The sequence below is a fragment of the Agrobacterium vitis genome (genome assembly GCF_014926405.1).
Classification (GTDB): domain Bacteria; phylum Pseudomonadota; class Alphaproteobacteria; order Rhizobiales; family Rhizobiaceae; genus Allorhizobium; species Allorhizobium vitis_H.
Genome location: NZ_JACXXJ020000007.1, coordinates 1 through 3,065 on the forward strand (window position 1 = coordinate 1; position 3,065 = coordinate 3,065).

The following is a 3,065-nucleotide window of genomic DNA, read 5'->3' on the forward strand; positions in this document are numbered from 1 at the left end:
TAAAGGATGAGATAGAGGCTATGCTTGCTGTCACTTCGCATCGAACATGGATCCGGTATCCGAGCGAACTGCATAAACTGCTCGTTTCTATGCCCGCGGTGTATTTGACTTGACTTGTGCCCAACGGGCAACGACGATCATGCAATGGTTGATTGCCGTTTGCGTCGCGATGATGGGCTTCGGCCCATTTCCGTATAAGGATGCCAATCCAATGCCGACATGGCCGAAAGACAAGCTGCTGAAGCATGGCCCCGATCTTCCCCTGGAGGAGCGTATCCGTCGTTATCAGCACAATATCCGGACTATTCGGAAATCCGGCTGCAAAGTGCCAACGTCTGCTTTCATCGATACGCTTGACCCCACCGAAATTGAGCTATGGTTTGCGGACAAGGCTTTCACAATCGATCGCCTCAAACGGGTCATGAAGGATGTTGCAGATTTGCCGGAAGGGACGCTGTTGCCATCCCCTTTTATCCCTCTCCGAAAGTAGGTGGTAGCCCGCTCCCCTATAGGCACGGACGAATTCGAGTCGAATGTTGCGGCCGTGTCGGCGGGACGCAATAGAAAGCCTTATAGTTCCGCTCTACGATGCGACCTTTGGGAAACAATCTGGACAAACCGGACAATTTGCACTATCTTTGTTGTAATCAAGAAGGAAGACGAAGATGGTTGCCGTCACCCGTAAATCGCAGATGCGCGCAAAGCTAGAAGTCAATCCGGCTGCGGTCGCCGATGTTCTCAAGGTTCTGGCCCGACACAATCCAGGCCTTTCAAAGCCGGCGCTTGCAGCGACTGGCAAGGTCATGGCCGTGGTCTCCGCGGCAGCAGCGCGCCTTTCTGTCGAGCAACAGCATCGGATTGCCGACGATGAAACGGAACTCGCCCATATTGTGGAAGCCGCCGTCGCCGAACTGGCTGCGAAGCCAGGTCATGTACTCGCGGAGGTATCGGTCGAAAAGCCTGTGGAGGTCAGCCGAGGTGCTGGTCTGGGGCAATCGGTAGACATGGAGGAAGGGCGCCGCAGGCTCGACGAATTTGCGACGCCGACCCGCATCGAAGACTGGGCCGGTCCGGTCGCCGGTCCGGGCGATATCGAGAAGAAGTTCGGCACGAAGCGATCGACCTTGCACGACTGGCACAAGCGCGGAGCTGTCGTCGGTCTGCTCAAGGGCGAGCGAAAGCATGTCTTTCCCCTGGCTCAGTTTGTCGATGGCCGGCCGGTCGAGGGCATGCCTCAGGTCACCAAAATCATCCGCAATCCGCGTGTGGCGTGGCAATGGCTGATCCAGCCAAAGCCGAGTATTGGCGGAACGCCGCTCGACAATCTCAAGATGGGCAATCTTGACGAGGTTCTGGATGCAGCCGAGCGCGATTTTGGTTGAGCTGAATCGTGAAACTTGATCCCCAAACGGTTCGGGAGCTCGCGCTTGCGTTTCTCCCGCAATCCTATCTCCGCATCATCCCTGTAGCCCACATGTCGACCCCGCTCGGTATGGGTTTCGGTCAATCGCGGTTCTCAAGTCCCAACCAGATGTTCCGACTGCTTTATGCCGCATATGATCTCGCGACCGCGATCGCAGAGACGATTGTCCGCGACCGCTTCGAGGGGACCCAGGAGCGAGTGCTGGATGAGAGCGAAATCGAGGACTGGTCGGTCACTGAGGTGACGGCCACGGATGCTCTCATTCTTCTCGACCTGCGCACGACCGGCCTCCTGAGGTTGGGCGTCAGCACGGACGCGGCCCGCGGCAAGGAGCATCAGGAAGGGCAGAGACTGAGCGAGTCGATCTTTCGATCCTATGCAGTCGATGGATTGCTCTATTCCTCCCGCCTCACGGCGGCAGATTGCGTGGCGGTCTACGATCGGGCTGTCGCTGCGAAACTTGTCGCCTCTCCGGTGGTCGAGTTGGTTCGTCAAGCCGACCTGATACCCGCCCTGCGGTCTATCGGGGTGTCGATCCGGGCTGGGCGGTAGGCATGTCCGTTACAGTCACGTCCGAAAACTTCTCGGGGCGCTTTAGGGCGTTGAATGGCACGAAAACGCTGCCAGCGACACATGCCGCCATCATCCGCTCGTTGCTGACCGTCGGCTAGGCTATGGCATAGAGCCAATTTCGAAACCTTTTCTGGACGACGGCAGTCTGATTTCAGTCCTGGAAGGCCGGGTCGCCCCCCATCCGGGGTTCATGCTGTGTTATCCAAAGAACCGGAATATTTCCGCTGCGCTCAAGGCATTGCGTTCGTATGTAAGATAGCAGAGCCGTGCCGGTAGTAGACTGAACGACGAACGTGTGAATGGTCGCCTTGGATCTACTCATATTGTTCGAACATGAAGTGCGCTCTTGAATGTCAGAAAAATATAGCCTAATTTCTGACACATGAAACCCCTCGCCATATCAGTTCCAGACGTAATTATGAAGCGTGCCCTTGTCGGCGGGCGCGGCAGTGTCTTCACGCCGAGTGATTTCCTGGACGTGGCCGCGCGATCGACTGTCGACCAAGCCCTTTCCCGGTTGGCAAAGAGTGGAAAGCTTCGGCGCCTGACGCGAGGCTTGTACGACTTCCCAAAGGTTCATCCGCAACTTGGGCCCCTTTCGCCGACCCCTGACGATGTCGCGAAAGCGTTGGCACGGGAGACCGGATCTCAGGTGCAAATTGCCGGCGCGCGCGCGGCGAATGCCCTTGGCCTTTCAACGCAGGTTCCGGCAAAGAGCACCTATCTGACTAATGGCCCCTCCCGCCGTGTCGTACTCGGTAAGCGCGTGGTCGATCTGCGTCACGCTTCGCCCAAGCACCTTATTGCTCCGGGCAGTGCTGCAGGTACCGTCGTCCAGGCTCTTCGTCACGTTGGAGCATCACGTGCCGCCGACGTTGTGCACGTTGCCGTCCGTTGGTTGTCGGTCAGTGACAAGAAAACGCTTGCATCCAATGCGATCCAGGCCCCCGCATGGATGCGGCCGACGCTCGTCTCTATCGCTAACGCAATGCCGAGTGAGGTAGATGGATAACTATGCGAATGTGTCCATCAAGCTGATGGGAAAGAATTTGTTCTCGTTGCAGTCTCA

Annotated in this window: 4 protein-coding genes; all 4 read left to right on the forward strand. The window is 57.3% G+C overall.

The features are described 5' to 3' along the window. The first annotated feature begins 139 nt into the window (after window positions 1-139). The 4 genes from IEI95_RS29140 (at window position 140) to IEI95_RS29155 (ending at window position 3,008) form a co-directional block, all read left to right on the forward strand. Window positions 140-490 carry a hypothetical protein gene (locus IEI95_RS29140; protein WP_045024908.1) on the forward strand — a complete coding sequence of 117 codons (351 nt, stop codon included), beginning with the start codon at window positions 140-142 and terminating at the stop codon, window positions 488-490. A gap of 175 nt (window positions 491-665) precedes the next feature. Beyond that, window positions 666-1,382, forward strand: a complete 717-nt coding sequence (locus IEI95_RS29145; protein WP_045024910.1) for an antitoxin Xre/MbcA/ParS-like domain-containing protein — start codon at window positions 666-668, stop codon at window positions 1,380-1,382. Between the two features lie 8 nt (window positions 1,383-1,390). After that, window positions 1,391-1,975 carry an RES family NAD+ phosphorylase gene (locus IEI95_RS29150; protein ID WP_045024912.1) on the forward strand — a complete coding sequence of 195 codons (585 nt, stop codon included), beginning with the start codon at window positions 1,391-1,393 and terminating at the stop codon, window positions 1,973-1,975. 439 nt (window positions 1,976-2,414) lie between these two features. Next, window positions 2,415-3,008, forward strand: a complete 594-nt coding sequence (locus IEI95_RS29155; protein ID WP_045024920.1) for a DUF6088 family protein — start codon at window positions 2,415-2,417, stop codon at window positions 3,006-3,008. Window positions 3,009-3,065: the final 57 nt, after the last annotated feature.

Coding starts and splice junctions, on each gene's coding strand:
- IEI95_RS29140 (WP_045024908.1), top strand. CDS start 140: ATGCAATGGTTGATTGCCGTTTGCGTCGCGATGATGGGCTTCGGCCCA.
- IEI95_RS29145 (WP_045024910.1), top strand. CDS start 666: ATGGTTGCCGTCACCCGTAAATCGCAGATGCGCGCAAAGCTAGAAGTC.
- IEI95_RS29155 (WP_045024920.1), top strand. CDS start 2,415: ATGAAGCGTGCCCTTGTCGGCGGGCGCGGCAGTGTCTTCACGCCGAGT.